Annotated in this window: 13 protein-coding genes and 1 tRNA gene; 7 read left to right on the forward strand and 7 right to left on the reverse strand. The window is 65.0% G+C overall.

Annotated features, from left to right (window positions below):
- Positions 1–373 precede the first annotated feature (373 nt).
- From QRQ56_RS24090 to QRQ56_RS24120, 7 genes are all read right to left on the reverse strand, one after another.
- On the reverse strand, positions 374–1,837 hold the full coding sequence (locus QRQ56_RS24090; protein ID WP_438743465.1) for an HlyD family type I secretion periplasmic adaptor subunit: 1,464 nt from the start codon (positions 1,835–1,837) through the stop codon (positions 374–376).
- On the reverse strand, positions 1,834–4,023 hold the full coding sequence (locus tag QRQ56_RS24095) for a type I secretion system permease/ATPase (protein ID WP_438743466.1): 2,190 nt from the start codon (positions 4,021–4,023) through the stop codon (positions 1,834–1,836). The genes QRQ56_RS24090 and QRQ56_RS24095 overlap by 4 nt, the downstream gene beginning before the upstream one ends.
- Before the next feature lie 595 nt (positions 4,024–4,618).
- Positions 4,619–4,694 (reverse strand) — tRNA-Lys (locus QRQ56_RS24100).
- 169 nt (positions 4,695–4,863) lie between these two features.
- Entirely contained in the window at positions 4,864–5,499 is a 636-nt protein-coding gene (locus tag QRQ56_RS24105; RefSeq protein ID WP_438743467.1) for a Spy/CpxP family protein refolding chaperone, read from the reverse strand.
- A gap of 209 nt (positions 5,500–5,708) precedes the next feature.
- Positions 5,709–6,713, reverse strand: coding sequence for a TRAP transporter substrate-binding protein (locus tag QRQ56_RS24110; RefSeq protein ID WP_438743469.1), 1,005 nt, complete (start codon positions 6,711–6,713; stop codon positions 5,709–5,711).
- 246 nt (positions 6,714–6,959) lie between these two features.
- Positions 6,960–8,522, reverse strand: coding sequence for a 2-isopropylmalate synthase (locus tag QRQ56_RS24115; protein ID WP_438743470.1), 1,563 nt, complete (start codon positions 8,520–8,522; stop codon positions 6,960–6,962).
- Between the two features lie 1,501 nt (positions 8,523–10,023).
- The gene (locus tag QRQ56_RS24120; protein ID WP_438743471.1) at positions 10,024–10,284 is read right to left on the reverse strand and encodes a hypothetical protein; all 261 of its coding nucleotides are present in this window, start codon (positions 10,282–10,284) and stop codon (positions 10,024–10,026) included.
- A gap of 321 nt (positions 10,285–10,605) precedes the next feature.
- Between QRQ56_RS24120 and QRQ56_RS24125 the strand changes: the two genes are divergently transcribed.
- From QRQ56_RS24125 to QRQ56_RS24155, 7 genes are all read left to right on the forward strand, one after another.
- A complete protein-coding gene (locus QRQ56_RS24125; RefSeq protein WP_438743472.1) occupies positions 10,606–11,823 on the forward strand; it encodes an SMP-30/gluconolactonase/LRE family protein in 1,218 nt (405 codons plus the stop codon).
- 236 nt (positions 11,824–12,059) lie between these two features.
- Entirely contained in the window at positions 12,060–13,244 is a 1,185-nt protein-coding gene (locus QRQ56_RS24130; RefSeq protein ID WP_438743474.1) for a calcium-binding protein, read from the forward strand.
- 124 nt (positions 13,245–13,368) lie between these two features.
- Positions 13,369–14,469, forward strand: coding sequence for an NAD(P)/FAD-dependent oxidoreductase (locus tag QRQ56_RS24135; RefSeq protein ID WP_438743475.1), 1,101 nt, complete (start codon positions 13,369–13,371; stop codon positions 14,467–14,469).
- 200 nt (positions 14,470–14,669) lie between these two features.
- Entirely contained in the window at positions 14,670–15,914 is a 1,245-nt protein-coding gene (locus QRQ56_RS24140) for an ABC transporter substrate-binding protein (RefSeq protein WP_438743476.1), read from the forward strand.
- 101 nt (positions 15,915–16,015) lie between these two features.
- Entirely contained in the window at positions 16,016–16,891 is an 876-nt protein-coding gene (locus QRQ56_RS24145; RefSeq protein ID WP_438743477.1) for a branched-chain amino acid ABC transporter permease, read from the forward strand.
- 1 nt (position 16,892) lies between these two features.
- Positions 16,893–17,819 (forward strand): branched-chain amino acid ABC transporter permease, encoded by a 927-nt coding sequence (locus tag QRQ56_RS24150; RefSeq protein ID WP_438743478.1) that lies wholly within the window; start codon positions 16,893–16,895, stop codon positions 17,817–17,819.
- Positions 17,819–19,300, forward strand: coding sequence for an ATP-binding cassette domain-containing protein (locus QRQ56_RS24155; protein ID WP_438743480.1), 1,482 nt, complete (start codon positions 17,819–17,821; stop codon positions 19,298–19,300). The genes QRQ56_RS24150 and QRQ56_RS24155 overlap by 1 nt, the downstream gene beginning before the upstream one ends.
- Positions 19,301–19,325: the final 25 nt, after the last annotated feature.

Raw genomic sequence — 19,325 nt, forward strand, 5'->3', positions numbered from 1 at the left:
GCCCCCTCCTTCGACGTTCATAGAACGTTAACTCGGATACAACTTCAAGACGAAACCGCGGGGCGTCCAAAAAAATGTTTCGAAGTGTGTCTCACGTCCGTTGCGATCGGCAACGATCGGCAGTTTGAAAAACGGAACTCGGCGGGGTTCCGAGATCGGCGCGGACTGCTCGACGAAAAATTTGCGAAGCTCGAGACAAACGGGCAGCGGACTCGAGCGGAGCGATGGCGTCACGCGCCGTCATGCGATGGGCCTCGATGCCGCGCCCTTGATCCGTCGATCGCGCCAGCCACGCACGCGCGTATCGTGCGGGTCAGAGCATCTTCGTCTTTTCCAGCGCGGCCGGCTCGAACGGCCGGAGCGATCAATCGCCTCACCGCTCGCGGCCGGCCTCATCGAGCGACTGCGTGATTGGCGACAGCAGATATTGGATGATCCGGCGCTCCCCGGTCTTGATCTCGGCCTGCACGGAGAGGCCGGGGCCGAGCGGCTGCTGGCGGTCGCGGATGCGGATGCTGGTCTGCAACAGGCGGATGCGCGCGGCGTAGACGAGGCCGGGCTGGATCGGCCGGCCTTTCTCGTCGCGCTGCGGCTGGCCGTTCGACTGCGACAGGTCGATCGCATCGCGGCTGATGCTCTCGACGATACCAGGCACCAGCCCGTAATCGGTGAAGGGAAACGCCTCCAGCTTGACCCGGACCGGCTGGCCCTCGCGGACGAAGCCGATGTCCTTGTTGAGGACCTGGGCTTCGACCTCGATCTCGGCACCGTCAGGGACGACGGTCATCAGCGGCTGCGCCGGCTGCACCACGCCGCCGATCGTCGCGACCACGAGCTGCTGCACCGTTCCGGCCACCGGCGCGCGCAACTGCAGGAACTCGCGCCGCCGCGTGGTCTTGCGCAGATCTTCGGCCGCGAGCTGGGCCTTGTCGCGAGCCTGGACCATCTCGGTCACGGCGGTCTTGCCGAAGGTCTCGCGCAGCTTGCGGATCTCGGCCTCGAGCGCCGTCATCGCCGCGCGCGCCCGCGCGGCATTGGCGAGCTGCACGTCGACGTTCTGGACGTGCTCGATGCGTTGCTGCTCGTATTCGAGCAGCCGCAGCCGCGCGAAATTGCCCTGCTCGGTGAGCTGCCGGCGCGCCTCGAGCGATTGTTCGACGAGCGGCAGCGTGAGGCGCAGCTTGTTGATCTCGACCTCGGCCGAGGTCAGCTCGGCCGCGCGCTGCGCGATCTGCTGCTGCAGGCTTGCCACCTGCGCCTCGTATTCGGCGATGCTGGCGCGGACGTATTGCTCCTCCACCGCGATGGCGGCGGCCGGCGCGTCTTCCGGTGCGGCGAACCCGGCCGACCGGCCGTCGAGATAGGCGAGCAGCGCGGCGTTGCGGGCCTGGATCAGCCTCGAGGCCTGCAGGTTCTGGCGCGCCTGCGCCTCGTCGGCGGTCGCCAGCGTCGGGTCGAGCTCGACCAGAAGCTGCCCCTCCTCCACATGCTGGCCGTTGGCGACATGGATGGCGCGCACCGAGCCGATCTCCATCGGCTGAATTGTCTTGACCTTGCTCGACGGAATGATCTTCCCGCTCGCCACCGCCACGACGTCGACGGTGCCTATGACGGACCAGACCAGCGCGGCGGTGAAAAAGCCGCAGGTCATCAGCAGCAGCATGCGCAGGCCGGGGCTCGGGGGCTTCTCCATGATCTCGAGCGCGGCCGGCAGGAACTCGTGATCGGAGCGCGGTCGCCGGTTGCGGTCGGCCTCGTTCTGCATGCTCCAGCTCGCCCGCAGCACGGCCCAGTGCCTGGCGAAAGTCGGAAAGCGCTCGGCGACCCAGGCCGTCACGTGCTGCGCCCCATCTGCTTGGTGTAGAGCTGGGCATAGCGGCCGCCCGAGCGCAACAATGTCTGGTGATCGCCGGTCTCGGTGATCTCGCCGGCTTCCACCGTGACGATCCGGTCGCATTGGCGCACGGCGGAGAGGCGATGCGCGATGATGATGACGGTGCGGCCGCGCGCGATGCCGGCGAGATTATGCTGGATGATCTCCTCGCTTTCGGCGTCGAGCGCGCTGGTCGCCTCGTCGAGGATCAGGATGCGCGGATTGCCGATCAGCGCCCGCGCGATCGCCATGCGTTGGCGCTGTCCGCCCGAGAGGTTGCCGCCGCGCTCGTCGATCACCGTGTCGTAGCCGTGCGAAAGGCTGAGGATGAACTCGTGCGCGCCGGCGAGCTGCGCGGCTGCGATGACCCGCTCCATCGGCATCGTGGTGTCGGCGAGCGCGATGTTTTCGCGCACCGAGCGGTTGAACAGGATGTTCTCCTGCAGCACGACGCCGATCTGCCGGCGCAGCCAGGCGGGATCGACCAGCGCGAGATCGACACCGTCCACGAGCACCCTGCCCTGTTCCGGAACGTAAAGGCGCTGCACCAGCTTGGTCAGCGTCGACTTGCCCGAGCCGGAGGGGCCGACGATGCCGATCATCTCGCCGGGCTGGATCGCGAGCGAGACGCCGCGCAGCGCTTCAGGCGCGTCGGGACGATAGCGGAAGCGAACCCGATCGAAACTCACCGCGCCCTTGATCGGAGGAAGGCTCGCCCGGTTGGGATTGTGGTCGGGCTCGGCCGGCGCGTTCAGGACGTCGCCGAGCCGGTCGACCGAGATGCGCACCTGCTGAAAGTCCTGCCAGAGCTGGGACAGCCGCAGGATCGGCTGCGCGACACGCCCGGACAGCATGTTGAAGGCAACCAGCGATCCGACCGAGAGGTCGCCGGCGATGACTGCTTTCGCGCCGAAGAACAGGATCGCGACCGTGGTCAGCTTGGACACCAGCTGGATCAGATGGCTGCCCCAGTTCGCGAGCGTTGCGACCTGGAATCCGGTGCTGGTGTAGCCTGCGAACTGCTTCTCCCATTTCGCCCGCATCTGCGGCTCGACCGCCATCGCCTTCAGCGTGCCGATGCCGGTGACGCTCTCGACCAGGAACGACTGGTTCTCCGCGCCGCGCTTGAATTTCTCGTCGAGACGCGCGCGCAGCGGCGGCGTCACGACCACCGAGATCGCCACATAGAGCGGGATCGACAGCGTGACGATCAGGGTCAGGAGCGGACTGTAGGCGTACATGACGCCGAAAAAGACGATGGTGAAAAACAGGTCGATCACCACGGTGACGGCGTTCGAGGTCAGGAACTCCCTGATGCGATCGAGCTCGCGCACGCGCGCGACGCTGTCGCCGACGCGGCGGGCTTCAAAATAGGACAGCGGCAAGTTGAGCAGGTGGCGGAACAGCTGCGACGAAAGCTCGCTGTCGACGCGATTGGTGGTGTGCGCGAACAGCCAGTTGCGCAGCGCCGACAGGGCCGTCTCGAAGATCAGCACCGCCGACAGCCCGATCGCCAGCACGTCGAGCGTCGTCAGCGATTGATGGACCAGCACCTTGTCGATGACGAGCTGGAAAAAGATGGGCGAGATCAATCCCATCAACTGCAGGAAAAACGACCCGATCAGCACGTCGCGCAGCGGCCCGCGGTATTTCACCAGCGCCGGGATGAACCAGGAGATGTCGAAGGGGCGCGTCGCCCCCGCCATCAGCTCGCGCGTCGTCATCAGCAGCAGGCGCCCGGCATACCGGCCGCCAAAATCCTCCGCCGTCCACACTTCGGGACGCCCGCCATTGCCGCGTTGGATCAGGTAGCGCGATCCTGCTTCCTGCTGGTCGACCTTGAGCAAGACGACGGCCGAGCCGTCCTCGAGTTCGGCGAGCGCGGGCAACGGCACCTTGTGGAGCGCGTCGGTGGCCGCAGGCTTCACCTTGGCGACGATCTTCAGCCGCTTGGCGACCCGCGCGAGGTCCTCGAGCCGGTACTGCTCGCCCGGCGCGCCATGGTCATGCGCGATCTGCCCCGCATCGGCGGGAACGCCGAGGAATTTTGCGATCAGGATAAAGGAAAGCAGCGACGCAGGAAGCTCGGGATCGTTGCCGCCGGGCGTGCCTGCGGCCTCGTCAGGCGCTTTCGCAATCGCAATGGTCATGACCCAAGCTTTAAACCCGACCGAAATAGGCCGGGATCCCAACCGGGAACCGCGCAGGATGTGCCGGGTCCCCCAACTCGCACAGTAGATCGAGACAACAACTTAACCACGGATTAGACGATCGCTTACATCTAACGTTGTTCAATGGGCAAGCCAAGCCCTCCTTCGTCGCTCCCGACGAAGGTCGAGGTGACGCCGATGACCGTTGCCGGGTCGATATGATGGAGATGCAGTCGAGGCGGGGAATCTTCTCAGCGCGCGGCGACCTGCCTCGGCGCTCCCGAGCAATCCCAGCGCGAGCACGGGGCACACGCGCTTCGCGCAATCCGCATCCAGCTCTCACGCCAGCGCCAGGCTGCGCCGGGACGGATGATCGGTTTGAGATCATCCAGCCGGGCAAATCATCGACCGGCCCGATCAGGTCCGCTCGCCCTGTCGAATGCGGTGAAGGTGCGGAAGCGATGGACAGGTCGAACAGCGGGCCGGTGAGGTTCTGCCACGCAAGCAGCCTTACCGTGCGGCGTCCGCCCACACAGACGTCGCGCTTGTTCTGAGGCCCGACATGAAAAAACCCTGCCTCTGCAGGGCTTTGGAATGGTGGGCGCACCAGGGCTCGAACCTGGGACCCGCTGATTAAGAGTCAGCTGCTCTACCAACTGAGCTATGCGCCCGAAAGGCGATCAATGCCTTGCGAGGCCGGTCGTTTAGCAAAGCGAATCCGGTCTGGCAAGCGATGCGGCGAAGGTTTTTCCACAGTCCCCAAAAAGCGAAAAGCCGCTGGATTCCAGCGGCTTCGCCAAGGTTAATTCCGGGGTTAACGCCGGCAAAATCCCTGATAGCTCAGAGCCGGCCCTCACGGTCGCGGTCCGGGCCGCCATCACGGTCGAAACGGTCGTGATGGAAGTGCTCCATGCTGCGATCCATCATCCGGCCGCCCATGCCACGTTCCATGCCACGCTCCATGAAGTGGCGGGGGCCGTCTTCGCCGCCGCCGAACGGGCCGCGGTGCCGGGTCAGCACGGCGAGGCGCCGCTTCTGGCCCTCGTCGAGGGTCTTGTAGAGCGGATCGGCCGCATCGGCGATCTTCTTCAAGGCCGCCGACGTCGCGCCCATGTCCTCGGCGCGCTGGCGTAGACGGGCGACCGGATCCTCCGGCTTGTCGGCGTCCTTTGCAGCGTCCTTGCCGGCATCGCCGGGACCGGCGTTCATCCGCGCATTGGCGCGATCCATGCGCAGCTTGGCGAAGTCGCGTACGGCGGCCTCGACCGGCGGCCACAGCTTCTCCTGGTCGGCATTGAGCTTCAGCCCGGCATGCACGGCGGCGATGCGCGCGTCGACGAGGGCGGCGCGATCCTCCGGGTTCATGCGGACGTGGTGGCGCATGTGCTCCATCCACGGGCGATGGTATTGGGCATAGACCGCGCCCGAGCCGGCGATGCTGAGCACGGCGATGGCGGCGATGGTGAACTTCTTCATCCGAACCTCCTCTGGAAGGATGTCCATGAAGATGGGCGCGAGGCGGCTGACACGCAACTTACAACTTGGACAGGGAGCGCGTCCTTACGAAGATGTAACGCGCGATTTTACCTCCGGGCGAAGCGCAGACATCATTCGCAACAAAAAGGCTTCCGTGCAGCGCGCACGGAAGCCTTCGTTCATCGTCCGAAACGATCCGTTCGTCGTGCTCAGTTCGTCGTGCTCTTGGCCTCTTTGAGGAATTCGTCGATCAGCGGCTGGCCGATGCGGCCCGCGGCATCCTTGTAGACCGGCTCCATCGCCTTGCGCATCGCCTCGCTCTGCTCCGCGGTGAGCTTGATGATCTCGCTCTTGCCGCTCTTCTTGATCTCGGCGAGCGCGTCGTCGTTCTCCTTCTGCGACTGGGCGTTGCCGAATTCGGTCGCTTCCTTCATCGCCTTGGTGAGCGGGTCGCGGATGTCGGCCGGCAGATCGTCCCAGAACTTCTTGTTCACGATCACGACGTAGCCGATGTAGCCGTGATTGGTCTCGGTGATGTACTTCTGCACCTCGTGCATCTTCTGGGTATAGATGTTCGACCAGGTGTTCTCCTGCCCGTCGACCACGCCGGTCTGCAGCGCCTGGTAGACTTCCGAGAACGCCATCACCTGCGGCAGCGCGCTGAGCGCCTTGAACTGGGCCTGCAGCACGCGCGAGGACTGGATGCGGAACTTGACGCCCTGATAATCGGCCGGCGTGACCAGCTTCTTGTTGGCGCTCATCTGCTTGAAGCCGTTGTCCCAATAGGCAAGGCCGGTGATGCCCTTGGCATCCAGCAGCTTGAGCAGCCGCGTGCCGAGCGGACCTTCCGTCACCTTCCGCAGCGTCTTCAGGTCGGGCAGGATGTAGGGCAGATCGAACACCTCGAACTCGCGGATGCCGAGCGGTCCGAATTTGGAATTGGACGGCGCCAGCATCTGCACGCTGCCGAGCTGAAGCGCTTCGAGCTCTTCCTTGTCCTTGTACAGCGTCGAGTTCGGATAGACCTCGACCTTGACCTTGCCGCCGGTGTACTTCTCGGCCAGTTCCTTGAACTTCTCCGCCCCCTTGCCCTTCGGCGTGTCGGTGGCGACGACGTGGCTGAACTTGATGATGATCGGCGATTGGGCCGATGCCGGCCCGGCAAGTCCGAGTGCCAGTGCCGCGATGGACGCGGCGATCGCGAAGGTGCGCATAGTCTCTCCCTGAAATTATTTTGGCTGCCCTGACGCGCGGGGTGGCCGAGCCTTAAGCCGTTGACATCAATAGCGGCTGGGAGGCTGAGCCGCTATTGGCCCTTAGCAGGGCAGCTATTCATCATGAACGATGTCAATCCGGGGCGGTCCGAGGGACCTAACCTCCGGTGCGCAATTGCGCACCGGAGAAATCTGGAGATCCCGGGCTCGATGCTTTCGTCGCCCCGGGATGACAGGCTTCGTGTGTCAGCTCGCCGCAGCCGAGGTCACGGTGTCGCGCTGGCGCTTCATGACGATCTTGTTGAGCGCGCCGAGATAGGCCTTGGCCGAGGCCACCAGCGTATCCGGGTCCGCCGCGCGTGCCGTCATCGAGCGGCCGTCATGCGACAGCCGCACCGAGACCTCGGCTTGCGCGTCGGTGCCTTCGGTGACAGCGTGGACCTGGTACAGTTCCAGCTTGGCCTCGTGCGGCACCAGGCGCTTGATGCAGTTGAACACCGCATCGACCGGGCCGTTGCCCTCGGCTTCCTCGATCTTGATCTGGCCGTCGACGTCGAGCTTCATGGTCGCGCGCTGCGGGCCATGGGTGCCGGCGATCACGGTCAGCGAGGTCAGCTTGATGCGGTCGTGCGAGGCGGCCATCTCCTCGTCGACCAGCGCCTCGATGTCCTCGTCGTAGATGTCCTTCTTGCGGTCGGCCAGCGCCTTCATCCGCGTGAACGCATCTTCCAGCTGGTTCGGGCCGAGCTTGTAGCCCATCTCCTCCAGCTTGTGCACGAAGGCATGGCGGCCGGAGTGCTTGCCCAGCACCAGCGAAGACTGCTTCAGGCCGACCATCTCGGGCCGCATGATCTCGTAGGTGGAGGCGTCCTTCAGCACGCCGTCCTGGTGGATACCGCTCTCATGCGCGAACGCGTTCCGGCCGACGATGGCCTTGTTGTACTGAACGGGGAACGAGGTCGCCGCCGACACCACCTTGGAGGCGCGGGTCAGCTGCGTGGTGTCGATCTTGTTCCAGTACGGGAATTTGTCGTTGCGCACGTTGATCGCCATCACGATCTCTTCGAGCGCGGCGTTGCCGGCGCGCTCGCCGATGCCGTTGACGGTGCACTCGACCTGGCGCGCGCCGCCGACGATGCCGGCCAGCGAGTTCGCCACGGCCATGCCGAGGTCGTTATGGCAATGCACCGAGAATACGGCCTTGTCGGAGTTCGGCACGCGCTCGATCAGCGTCTTCATGAAGTGGGTGTATTCCTCCGGCACCGTATAGCCGACGGTGTCGGGGATGTTCACCGTGGTGGCGCCGGCCTTGATGACCGCTTCGACGATGCGGCACAGATAGTCCATCTCGCTGCGGGTGCCGTCCTCGGCCGACCATTCGACGTCGTCGATCTGGTTGCGGGCGCGGGCGACCATCGCGACCGAGGTCTCCAGCACTTCTTCCGGCGTCTTGTTCAACTTCACCCGCATGTGCAGCGGGGAGGTCGCGATCACGGTGTGGACGCGGCCGCGCTTGGCGAATTTCACGGCTTCGGCGCAGCGGTCGATGTCGGCGGGATGGGCGCGGGACAGGCCGGCGATGACGGCATTCTTGGAACGGCGGGCGATCTCGCTCACCGCTTCGAAGTCACCTTGCGAGGTAATCGGGAAGCCGGCCTCGATCACGTCGACACCCATATCGTCCAGCAGCTCGGCGACCTCGATCTTCTCCTCGAAGGTCATGGTGGCGCCGGGGCACTGCTCGCCGTCGCGCAGCGTGGTGTCGAAAATGATGACGCGGTCCTTCTCGGACTTGTTCACGGTGGCCATTTCAAATTTCCTTTTGAGCTTTTGCGCCGTTCAGGCCGTCTAGGTCCCTGGCGCTTGAGGTGTCCGGTGATCTCGACCAACCCCTGAGCGCCCAGGCGCATGGCGCCCAGCCGGCCCTCAGGGGCAGCTAAGAAGAAGCCCGCCAATCAGGAGGGTGGGCAGCAGCGCGGCCGGGATCGTGGCGGCGGCCAGAGCCACCTCCCCCGAAATCCCATCGATTTGGCCGCGAATCAGCATTGCCAGACCCTTTTGAGCCCACAAATCCTCGGGCAAAACCGTTGACGGTTGGTTGCCGGGAGGCCCAGTAGCGTCGTTTCTAGACGAGAAATGGCAACAACTGCAACGCCAAAAGATGGTCAGGGGGACTGACCTGGTTGGGGCGCGCCCCTCGCTCTTGCGTGTCCCGGATGCGCTGCAGCGTGAGACGCTGCTGCGCTGAGCCGGGACCCAGGGCGGCACGACCCGCGGCAGCATGGGCCCCGGCTCTGCAGCGCACCGCAAGAGCGCTGCGCTGCGTCCGGGGCACGAGAGCGGTGGGTGTGAGCGCAGGCTCTCTCCACGTCATTGCGAGCGCAGCGAAGCAATCCAGAGTCCCTCCGAGCAGGCAGTCTGGATTGCTTCGCTGCGCTCGCAATGACGGTGGATGAGGTGACAGGCTGTTTCCCCGAGTGGCACTGTCATTCCCCGCGAAGGCGGGGAATCCAGTACGTTGCGGCTTCTCGGCTCAATCACAGCGGTCTCGGAGTACTGGATCGCCCGCCCCCGTGCGCAATCGCGCACAAGGCGGGCGATGACAGTGAGTGTGTGGTCGCAGACATGCTTTCGCATTCTCGCGGCTTGTTCGCCCGAGCTTTGCATCGTCGCTCCGCCCTCCCAAATCCAGGAGGGCGCAGGGAAGGCCGGGTGCCGACTACGCACCCGCGGTCCGCTGCGCGAAATGCACACGCAGGAAGAACCGCACAGCAGCATACAGGTGGTGCCGATCACTCGGCCTTCCCTGCGCGGTGGTCGGACGGCTTATGCCGTGATCTCCCGGGAGCCGAACTTTCCTTTGGCCTCCCTCGCCGTTCGAATTGCATGATGCCGTCCACCCGGTTGGGCTCGCACGCATCTTCGAACGACTTGACCGTAGCAACGACGGCCAGGACCACACGGTTTTGCCGTACGCGTTCAGCGCCGCTCGTCTGCACGCGGTGTCGGACTCACAGGGACTACCTGCCCTGCCCGCCCCATCTCGTGCCGACGCTGCCGCGTCCACCGCAAGCCCGGCTCGCGATCAAGACGACCTCGAGATCGCCCCTCCTGGTGAGCCGGGATGGGCAATAGATACGCCGAAACCGAATTTCGGTAAAGTGGAATCTTTTGGGCGAAGCGGGTTGACAGAGCGCGACCACAGGCCCGGTCCGTAGCCCGGGTGAGCGAAGCGATACCCGGGATCTGGTGCGACAGGCACAAAGGCCCCGGATATCGCTTCGCTCATCCGGGCTACAAGGCCTCCGCCTCAGCCCGCGCGGCGGGCGCGGGCCCTGGTCTGCCAGCGGTCCAGCATCTGGCCGAGTTCGCCGTTGACGACGGGCACCGCCGTCATGGCGCTCGCGATCTCGTTGGTGTTGGCGGCGCTGGCGGGCAGCCAATCCGGCTCGGCATATTCGCGCCAGCGGCGGGCTTCCGCACGTCGTTTGCTGGAGATGTAGTCGCGCGTGAAATAGCCGGCCGCGAACGCGATCCCCAGCAACACAATCAATACGATGACGCCACCCACGTTCAACTCCGTTCATTGCCTCGAACGGTTTCTGCGTGGCAATCGGCGCGAAATCATGGCTCGAACCGGGCGGAATGCGTCGCATGCCGCGCTTTGCCGCACGCGCGTTCTTGCGCCAGCGAACATTTCGAAGCCCTCCCGATCGCACATCGCCGGACCTGGACGCAGATTCCCCGCGAGCGCATTCGAATATGACGACATTGCGACCTGCGGTCGCTCATTGGTTTCGATTCCACCCCTCGCAACCGGCGGCGGACCGCATTAACCTCCGCCTCCGCTCGGCCGGATCAACCGGCCAGCGAACATCATTGGGAGGACGCGATGACAAGCCAAGAGGCTCGTGACCAGGATGCTGCGCTTTCACGACGAACACTCGTCCGGGGGCTCGCGCTTGGGGCCGCCGCCACCGTCGCCGGCCCCGCGCTGGCGCAGACCGGCCCCGCCGCACCGCCGACCACCATCACCACCCCGCCGCGCGATTTCGGCCCCCATGGCGCGCCGACCACTTATTTCTGGGACCCCGACATCCTCGCGGTCGATCCCTCCTTCAACGACCTCGCGCAACCCAACACCGCGATCAAGCGTCTCTACACCGGCGTGCTGTGGGCCGAGGGCCCGGCATGGAGCGCGCAAGGCCGATATCTGTTGTGGAGCGACATTCCCAACAACCGGCAGATGCGCTGGAGCGAGGACGACGGCCGCGTCAGCGTATTTCGTACGCCGTCGAACAATTCCAACGGCAACTCTTTCGACTTCCAGGGCCGCCAGCTCTCCTGCGAGCATCTGACCCGCCGCGTGACGCGCTACGAGCATGACGGCACCGCGACCGTGCTCTGCGACAATTACAACGGCAAAAAGCTGAACTCGCCGAACGACGTCGTCGCTCATCCCGACGGCAGCTACTGGTTCACCGATCCTCCCTATGGCGGGCAGCTCTACGAAGGCGAACCGGATGCAGCCGGCGGCCCGAGCAATGCGGGCGGCAAACTCAATCCGCGGATCGGACAGCCGGCCGGCTTCACGCCGGGCAAGCGCGAGCTGCCGACCAATTGCTATCGCATCGACCCTTCCGGCCGCATCGATCTCGTCGTCACCGAGGAGCAGGTGCCGGATCCGAACGGCCTATGCTTTTCGCCGGACTACAAGAAGCTCTACGTCGCCTCCACCGGCAAGGGACCGGGCGACACCGGACCGGGCGGCAAGGGCGAGATCTTCGTGTTCGACGTCGGCAGCGACAACAAGCTGTCCAACGTCAAGAAGTTCAGCGATTGCGTGGTGGACGGCGTGAAGTGCGGACCCGACGGCCTGCGCTGCGACGTCAACGGCAATGTCTGGGCCTCCAGCAATGCCGGCCGCGCGGTGGGCTACAACGGCGTGACGGTGTGGTCGCCGGAGGGCAAGCTGCTCGGCCGCATCCGCCTGCCGGAAGTTTGCGGCAACATCACCTTCGGCGGCCCCAAGCGCAATCGCCTGTTCATGGCCGCGAGCCAGTCGCTCTACGCGGTGTTCACGGCAACGCAAGGCGCCGGGCCGGGCTGAACGAGGCACGACACGACGCGTAGGGTGGGCAAAGCGGAGCGTGCCCACCCTACGGCACCTGAGCCGAGGCCCGACCGCGCCACGATACAGGCACCGCACCGGCGCGGTTCCCCCAGCCGCAATCAAGCTGCACCGCGGGCCAATCTCCGCCATCAAGCCCAAGAAGATGTCTGGCGCGGTGCGCGGGCATGCAGCTCGCCGCGATCCGCACCTGACATGGATGGGGAGCCTTCGCGATGCGCTATATGCCAAACGACACCATCATCGTCAGCCTCGGAAGCGAGCAACTCGTGATCGCGATCGGAGACCCCGGCCTGCCGATCGACGGCCATGGCGGCAACGACATGATGATCGCGACGGTCGACGACGGGCCCAGCAGCCTGTTGCTTGTCGGTGACGAGTCGACGCTGAACGGCCGATCGCACGGCGGCAACGACCTTCTCGTCGCGACCGTTCAGGGTCGCCTGCCCTATGTGTCCCTGGATGGCGACGCACAGATCATGTCCGATCAAGCCCATGGCGGCAACGACGTGCTGCATGTCGAGGCTTCGAAGGCGATCTTTGCGAACCTCTATCTCTCGGGTGACGCCGAACTCGCCATGACCGGCGACGCCAAGGGCGGCAACGATCTCGTCGCGGCGGAGATGGGCGACAGATCGTATGGCCAATTCAGCGGCGATTCCGGATCGCTGATGAGCGGCAACGCCCAAGGCGGCAACGACATAGTCAGCGTGGTCCAGGCCGGCGGCTCCGGCAACGTGGTGATGTCAGGCGATGCCCTGGTATCCATGATCGGCGATGCACGCGGCGGCAATGACGTCCTCATCTATACCGCCGGCGTCGGCGCGCAGTCCGGCGGCGCATCGCTGTTCGGCGATGGCGGCGACATGAGCGACAATGCACGCGGCGGCGACGACATCCTGATCGCAACCGTCGACGGCAATCCCGACACGACCGCCATCGTGCTCGTCGGCGATGCCGCGCAGATGACCGGTAACGCGCAGGGCGGCAACGATGTTCTCTACGGCAGCGACCGCGGCGATTTTCTCTATGGCGATGCACGAGCCTACAACCCGTTCGTGGGCGGCGCGATCACCGGCGGCCGGGACGTCCTCAATGGCGGCGGCGGCAATGATCAGCTCTGGGGCGGACCAAACAACGATCGGTTCGTGTTCGGCGCCGGCTCGGGTCAGGACGTGATCAACGACTTCGATCAAGGCAACAAAGCCGGCGGCAGCGTGGCGCGCGAGCATGATGTGATCGACGTCCGCGCCTACGGCTTTGCAGGCTGGGCCGAACTGAAGAGCCTGATCAGCGACGACGGCGCCGGCGATGCTGTGATCCATCTGACCGCCAATGACACGATCACGCTGGACGGCGTCCACGCCGCCGATCTCAACGCCCGGGATTTCATCGTCTGAAGCGTGGTGAGGCCAGGATGGATCGGCATCGCGCGCTTGATTATCGTTCGCGCATGATCTCTGTGCTTGCCGGGAGGGATCACCTGTCGATAGGTTTCGAGATCATGCTGTGGGAATAGAGACCATGCGCGTTGTGATCTGCGGCGGTGGCGTGATCGGGGCCTGCACCGCCCCGTTTCTTGCCCGTCGCGGCATCGAAGTGATCGTCGTCGAGCGGGCCGAAGTGGCGGCGGCCGCCTCAGGCAAGGCCGGCGGCTTCCTGGCGCGCGACTGGTGCGCCGGCACGCCGCTCGATGCGCTGGCACGGCGCAGCTTTGCGCTTCATGCGCAATTGCCCGCGGAGATCGCTGGCGATTGGGGCCACCGCCCCATGAGCGCCTATAGCGGCTTCGTCGCCGCCGATGGCGACGAACGGCGGAACTTGCCGTCCAGACTCGACTGGCTCGCCGACGGCGTCGTGATCACGCAGCGCATCGGCACGGACGAGACGACCGCAATCGTCCATCCCCGCAAGTTCACCTCCTCGGTGATGGAGGCGGCGATCGCCTTGGGCGCGCAGCTTCGCCGCAGCGGCATCACCGGCATCCTGCGCGCCGCGGACGGCGTTACGGCGACAGGCGTGGAAGTCGAAGGCAGCATCATCGAGGCGGACGCCGTCGTGATCGCGATGGGCCCATGGTCGCTGCTCGCGGCGCAATGGGCGAGCCTGCCCGCGGTCTATGGCCAGCGCAGCCCGAGCATCGTGTACGACACCGGCGCCGATGTGCCTGATCACGCGTTGTTCCTGGAGCATGAAGACGACGGCAACGCCCTGTCGATCGAAGTCTTCCCGCGTGCCGACGGCAGCACGCATATCACCGCGCTTTCCGATATCGCTCCGCTGCCGCTCGATCCTGCCACCGTGCGGCCCGACGAGGATGCGATCGCGCGCCTGCAAGCGATGAGTGAGCGGCTGTCGCCGCTGTTCGCCCCCGCGAGGATCATCGCGCGGCAGGCCTGCTTCCGTCCGGTGACGCAGGACGGCCTGCCGCTGATCGGCAAGGTGCCGCAGAGCGAGAGCCTCTATGTTGCGACCGGACACAATGTCTGGGGCCTTCTCAACGCGCCCGCGACCGGCGAAGCACTGGCACAATTGATCGCCGACGGCACGACGCAGATCGACCTCTCACCGTTCGATCCGGCCCGGCTCGAAGCGCTCGATCCATCGTTGCTGCACACGCGCTGACCCCGCAGAGGGGGCACGCCGCATGCGCGCATAGGCATCGCCGAAATCTGCATGACTGCCCTGCTCTCTTTCTGCGCAGCGCTAGACTTTAGTTCGCTCTCACAATCCTGAACGCAGTTTCACTTGCCGAGAATGTCTCGGCCGGTATAGTTGCGACATAATGGCTCACAAGAGGCCTGTTCAAAGGGAGAGAGAACAACATGAAAAAACGACTCTCTGTTGCGTTGCGAATAGCACTCGGTACGGCCGCTGCCGGTGTGCTGGTGACCGCGCCAGACATGGCGCTTGCGGCGGATCCGCTTCGGATCGGTGTGATTGCTGAAGCGCAGGCGATTGCCGGCGCCTCCATTCCACAGGCGGCGCAACTCGCCGCAGACGAGATCAATGCGAACGGCGGCGTCGACGGCCGCAAAATCGAGATCATCTCCTACGACAATCATTCCTCCTCCGCGGATTCGGTGCGCGCGTTTCAGCGCGCGGTGAACGAGGACAAGGTCAATGTCGTCATCGCGAGCTACATCAGCGAGGTAGTGCTGGCGCTGGAGCCTTGGGCGTCGCGGCTGAAGACACCGTTCGTCACGCCTGGCGCGGCCTCCAATGAAATCAGCAAGAGCGTCCATGCCGATTACGAAAAGAACAAGTACACCTTCCACGGCTACCTGACGTCGGCGGCGCTGGCACTCTCGGTGTGCGACGGCGCCAAGGACCTGCTCGTCGACAAGATGCACATGAAGACCGCGGTCATCATGAGCGAGGACGCGGCGTGGACCAAGCCGCTCGACATCGGCTATGAGGAATGCCTGCCCAAGATCGGGCTGAAGGTGCTCGACCACATCCGATTCTCGCCTGATACCACCGACTTCACGCCGATCTTCAACAAGATCGAGGGTTCCAAGCCCGACGTGATCATCACCGGCATCTCGCATGTCGGCGTGCAGCCGACGGTGCAGTGGAAGAACCAGCAGGTACCGATCCCGATGTTCGGCATCTCCTCGCAGGCCACCAACGAAACCTTCGGCAAGGACACCAACCAGGCCGCCGAAGGCGTGCTGTACCAGGGCGTCTCCGGACCGGGCGTCGCGGTGACGCCGAAGTCGGTGCCGTTCGCCGAGAACTTCAAGAAGAAGTTCGGCAACTATCCGTCCTATGCCGGCTACACCGCCTATGACGAGGTCTACTACATCGCCGATGCGGTGAAGCGTGCGGGCTCGACCGAGGCCGACAAGGTGGTCACGGCGCTCGAGGCGACCGACTGGGAAGGCACGATCGGCCGCGTCCAGTTCTACGGCAGGGACGATGCCTTCACCCATTCGATCAAATACGGCAAGGGCCTGATCACGGGCCTGATGCTGCAATGGCAGGGCGGCAAGCAGAGCGCGGTCTGGCCGAAGGACGTCGCGAAGGTCGACGTCAAGTTCCCGGGCTTCATCAAGCTCAGCAACTAGTCGGAAATGCTCCCGGGACCACCTCCCGGGAGTTTCCACATGCGTCCGACGCAGCACCTTCCCTCAAAGCGGCAGCCCGGCTGCCACGCGGCAAATCATCAATGCGAGTCTTCCAGATCCTGATCGATGGCTTTGCCATCAGCGCTCTCTACGCTCTCGGTGCCACCGGCTTTACCCTGATCTTCGGCGTCTCGGGCGTGCTCAACCTCTCCCACGGCGCCATCATGGTCGCGGCGGCAGTGGCAGCCTGGGCCGCCGCCAGCATCCTGAATGTCGGCACCTATGCCGGCGCGCTGATCGGCGTCGGTGTCGCCCTTCTCACCGCGTTCGCCACCTACTTCGCGGTGGTGAAGCCGATCCAGGATTCACGCCGCATTCCCCACGAGGAGAAGGAGATCTTCGTCCTCACGGGCACGCTGCTCTGGGGCATCATGATCCAGGAGGTGATCGCCTATTTCTTCACCAACAACGCCAAGACCGTGCTGCCGATCGTCGAGGGCGTGGTCGAGATCCTCGGCGTGCGCACGCCGAAGAACGAGATCTTCACCGCCATCGTGTGCTGCCTCGTCATCGCCCTGTTGTGGCTGCTGGTGAACCGCACCCGTACCGGCAAGGCAGTGCTGGCGGCGTCGATGAATCCGCGCGGCGTCACGCTGCTGGGGCTGGAGCTCACCAACATCTACATCGTGGTGTGGGCGATCTACGGCATCCTCGCCGGCATCGCCGGCGTGCTGCTCGGCATGTTCCTCGGCGTCAGCTCCTACAGCGTCGGGCCGTTGACGGCGAGCGCGTTCTCGATCGTCGTGCTCGGCGGGCTCGGCAGCGTCTCCGGCTCGCTGATCGCCGCCTTCGTGGTCGGCTATCTCGAAACGCTGACGGCCTACCTCGTCTCGCCCGCCTATCGCACCATTCCGGCACTGCTGCTGCTTGTGTTCGTGATGTACATCCGGCCCCAGGGCCTCTTGGGGAGGCGCTGAGATGTCCACCTTCTTTACCTCGCGCCTGTTCTTCATCTCGCTCGTGCTCGTCGTCATCGCGGCGACGCTGCCGCTCTACGTCTCCGGCTATGTGCTGGGCCTGCTGACGGTCGCCTTCTATTTCGGCGTGTTCGCGATGGCCTGGGACCTCTTGTTCGGCTTCGCGGGCGAGGTCAATTTCGGACCGACCTTCCTGATCGGCGTCGGCGCCTACACAGCCGGCATCCTCAATGCCCAGCTCGGCTGGTCGGTCTATCCCTGCATCGTGCTCGGGGCGATGGCTTCCGTCGTCGCCGGCCTCGTGCTGGCGCTGCCGGCGCTGCGGGTACGCGGGCCCTATTTCGGCCTGACCACGCTGGTCGCGGTGCTGATGCTGCAGAACTTCATCGTGGTGTTCGCCGACCTCACCGGCGGCGAGATCGGGCTCACCATCCCCGACGTCATCAGCATCAATGCCGGCACCAATTACTGGATCGCGCTCGGCTTCATGACGATCTCGGCCGCAATCCTCTACGGCCTGTCGCAATCGCCAATCGGGCTCGTGCTGCAGGCGAGCGGCCAGGACCCGGTGCAGGCCGGCGCGCTCGGCTTCAACATCGTCAAGCACAAGCTCGCCGCCTTCATCGTCAGCGCATTCTTCTCTGGGCTGTCGGGCGCGCTGCTGGTGTTCTATTTCGGCACCGCCTCGGTCGGCACCGTCGTCGACGTCGCGGTCGGCGTCAACGTGATCGTCTCGGCCGTGCTTGGCGGCCGGCGCACCGTGCTTGGGGCTGCGCTGGGCGCGATCTTCCTGATCGTCGCCGGTGAGTTCCTGCGGCCCACGGGCGAGCTGGCGACCTTCATCGTCTCGGCGGTGGCACTCCTCGTCGTGCTGTTCTTCCCCGGCGGCTTCTTAGGGGCGGCCCTCTCGCGTGAGGCGCGCTCGTGATGGATATGAGGCTTTCAAACCGCGCCGTGCTCGAAGTCCGCGGCCTGACCAAGCGCTTCGGCGGCCTGACCGCGGTGAAGAATCTCGGCTTCGAGGTCAACAGCGGCGAGATCTTCGGCCTGATCGGGCCGAACGGCTCGGGCAAATCGACCGCGATGAAGAGCGTGATGGGGATCGAGCGCCCGACCGCGGGCGAGGTGATCTTCGAGGGCGAGAACGTCGCCGGCCTGCCCGCGCACAAGATCGCGCGCAAGGGCTTTGGCATGGTGTTCCAGCACTCGCGGCCGCTGAACCGGCAGACCGTGCTGGAGAACATCCTGGTCGCGCTGCTGCCGGACAGCCTGTTCATGCTGTTTCCGGACAAGGCGCTGGTCGAGCGCGCCAAATGGATCGCCGAGCGCGTCGGGCTCGGCAACGTGATGCACCGCCGCCCGCCGACGCTGCCTTTCGCCGATCTGCGCCGGCTCGAGCTAGCCAAGGCCATCGCGCGCGATCCAAAAGTCGTGCTGGTGGACGAGCCCTTTGCCGGGCTGACGCGCGCCGAAGTCGACGTCTTCTCCGACCTGATCCGCAGCTTCCGCGACGAGGGCCGCGCGGTGATGCTGGTCGACCACAACGTCAAGAGCGTCGCTGCGCTCGTCGACCGCGTGCTCGCGATGTATCTCGGCGAGGAGATCGTCACCGGCAAGGCCGAGGACGTCATGAAGAACGAGACCGTGCGCCGGGTCTATCTCGGCGGCGCGATCGAGACCCATGCGCGGCCCGAGACTAGTTTCAAGGACAAGACGCCGCTGCTGCAGGTCGAGAATGTCAGCGTGTTCTATGGCAAGGCGCAGGCGCTGGAGAACGTCTCGATCCACGTCCACGAGGGCGAGTTCGTCTCCGTGGTCGGCCTCAACGGCGCCGGCAAGACCACGCTGTTCAATACCATCTCCGGCTTCCTGCCCTATAGCGGCGAGATCGTGCGCGGCGGCGAGAAGTTGCGCGGTACCAGCCCGGCGAAGATCGCGCGCAGCGGCCTCGTTCAATGCCCGGAATCGCGCGAGCTGTTCGGCGAGATGAGCGTGCGGGAGAATCTCGATCTCGGTGGCCAGCATCTCGACGACGACAAGCGCGCCGCGCAGCTCGCCTGGCTGTTCGAGCTGTTCCCGATCCTCAAGGAGCGGCAGAGCCAGATGGCGCAGACGCTCTCCGGCGGCGAGCAGCAGATGCTGGCGATCGGCCGCGCGCTGATGATGCAGCCGCAGATCCTGATCCTGGACGAGCCAACGCTCGGCCTTGCCCCCGTGATCCTGGAGCAATTGTCGAAGGCGCTGACCAGGCTGCGGGAGACGACCGCGATCACGGTGCTGCTCGGCGAGCAGAACGTCACCTTCGCGCTTCCCCATGCCGACCGCGTCTACGTGCTCGAGCACGCCAGGATCGTCTGGGAGGGCGATCCCGGCCGCTTCGCCAGCGAGGCCGGCGCCGATTTTCTTTAAGTCCTCAACACCAACAAGAAATGGA

Source organism: Bradyrhizobium sp. U531 (assembly GCF_051710265.1).
Taxonomy (GTDB): Bacteria; Pseudomonadota; Alphaproteobacteria; order Rhizobiales; family Xanthobacteraceae; genus Bradyrhizobium.

Excerpts from the sequence above, each read along its gene's own strand:
- QRQ56_RS24095 (WP_438743466.1), bottom strand. The coding sequence starts at position 4,023 with ATGACCATTGCGATTGCGAAAGCGCCTGACGAGGCCGCAGGCACGCCC.
- QRQ56_RS24105 (WP_438743467.1), bottom strand. The coding sequence starts at position 5,499 with ATGAAGAAGTTCACCATCGCCGCCATCGCCGTGCTCAGCATCGCCGGC.
- QRQ56_RS24110 (WP_438743469.1), bottom strand. The coding sequence starts at position 6,713 with ATGCGCACCTTCGCGATCGCCGCGTCCATCGCGGCACTGGCACTCGGA.
- QRQ56_RS24115 (WP_438743470.1), bottom strand. The coding sequence starts at position 8,522 with ATGGCCACCGTGAACAAGTCCGAGAAGGACCGCGTCATCATTTTCGAC.
- QRQ56_RS24125 (WP_438743472.1), top strand. The coding sequence starts at position 10,606 with ATGACAAGCCAAGAGGCTCGTGACCAGGATGCTGCGCTTTCACGACGA.
- QRQ56_RS24130 (WP_438743474.1), top strand. The coding sequence starts at position 12,060 with ATGCGCTATATGCCAAACGACACCATCATCGTCAGCCTCGGAAGCGAG.
- QRQ56_RS24135 (WP_438743475.1), top strand. The coding sequence starts at position 13,369 with ATGCGCGTTGTGATCTGCGGCGGTGGCGTGATCGGGGCCTGCACCGCC.
- QRQ56_RS24140 (WP_438743476.1), top strand. The coding sequence starts at position 14,670 with ATGAAAAAACGACTCTCTGTTGCGTTGCGAATAGCACTCGGTACGGCC.
- QRQ56_RS24145 (WP_438743477.1), top strand. The coding sequence starts at position 16,016 with ATGCGAGTCTTCCAGATCCTGATCGATGGCTTTGCCATCAGCGCTCTC.
- QRQ56_RS24150 (WP_438743478.1), top strand. The coding sequence starts at position 16,893 with ATGTCCACCTTCTTTACCTCGCGCCTGTTCTTCATCTCGCTCGTGCTC.
- QRQ56_RS24155 (WP_438743480.1), top strand. The coding sequence starts at position 17,819 with ATGGATATGAGGCTTTCAAACCGCGCCGTGCTCGAAGTCCGCGGCCTG.